This is a genomic window from Candidatus Cryosericum odellii (genome assembly GCF_003570935.1).
In the GTDB taxonomy this organism is placed as follows: Bacteria; Caldisericota; Caldisericia; order Cryosericales; family Cryosericaceae; genus Cryosericum; species Cryosericum odellii.
The window spans coordinates 2,476-3,587 of record NZ_QXIU01000031.1 but is presented as its reverse complement, the minus strand read 5'-3'; the positions used below and the strand labels follow the sequence as shown (position 1 = coordinate 3,587).

General features: G+C 59.2%; 2 pseudogenes. Both read right to left on the bottom strand.

The features are described 5' to 3' along the window. A pseudogene (locus tag SMC5_RS01210) lies at nucleotides 1-488 on the bottom strand (hypothetical protein); the annotation flags it as partial. Nucleotides 489-830: 342 nt separating this feature from the next. Beyond that, nucleotides 831-1,112, bottom strand: a pseudogene (locus SMC5_RS10950) (ABC transporter ATP-binding protein); the annotation flags it as partial.

Genomic DNA, 1,112 nt, shown 5'->3' with positions numbered 1-1,112 from the left:
ATCGCCTGAGTCAGCGCGGCAGCGTCCACCTGTGTCTTGGCTGCAGCAGATGCCTGCTGCTGAGCAGCTGCGAGTGCATCAGCGTACCCGGGGATGGTCTCCAGCGGAACACCTGGGAACTTCGCCGCAAACTGCTGGTCGACCTGCAGCTTCGCAGCCGCCTCAGCTGCCGCTTCCGCCTGTTGCTCGGCCGTTATCAGCTCCTGTGGTGGATTCGTCGTCAGCGTCTGGGTCGCCTGTGCTTCGGCCTGCGCGTATGCTTGCTGCTTCTGCGCCGCCAGCTTGGCATCAAATTGCTTCGTGACCTCCGCCTGCACCTGCTGTTCAGCCGCGACCAGCTCTTTCGGAGGATTGGTCGTAATGATCTTTGTTGCCTGTGCCTCGGCTTGCGCGTATGCCTGCTGCTTCTGGGTCGCCAGCGTGGCGTCAAACTGTTTCCTGACCGCTGCCTGGGCCTGCGTCACTGCTGCGTCCTGAGCAGTCTGCATCCCCTGCAGAGCCTTCTGGATCTGAGGGACGCCCTGCTCCTGGGCCTTGGAGATCCCGCTNNATCCCGCTCACCATACTCTTTGCCACAAACCCGTTCATGAGCTGGTTCACAGCATTTCCACTGATCTTGGGGCCATACACGGCGAACGCAGTGCTCGCGATGGCAAGTGCAAAAACAATCATCAGTTTGGCGGTTTGCGGTTTGAGATACTGTATAAGACGTCTGGTCGTGCCCCGGAAGTCCTTGGGCTTCTCTACCACCCCACGCAGACCGCGGGGACCTCCACCCATAGGCCCAGGGCCACCGGTAACTATCGGTCGTTCTTTTCTCGTATCATCGCTCATGCCAGTTCCTCCTCGGAGAGCTGCGAGTAGACGATCTCGCGGTAGACCTCACAAGTCTTCATCAGCTCCTTGTGCGTGCCGATACCGGCGATCTTGCCTTCATCCAGCACAATGATGCGGTCGGCATTCATGATGCTGCCCACTCGCTGGGCGACGATGATGACCGTCGCGTCATGGGTCTCTTTCTTCAGAGCCGCCCTGAGGTTGGCATCCGTCTTGAAGTCGAGCGCCGAAAAACTGTCGTCAAAGATGTAGATTTCTGGTCTTCGGACAAGAGC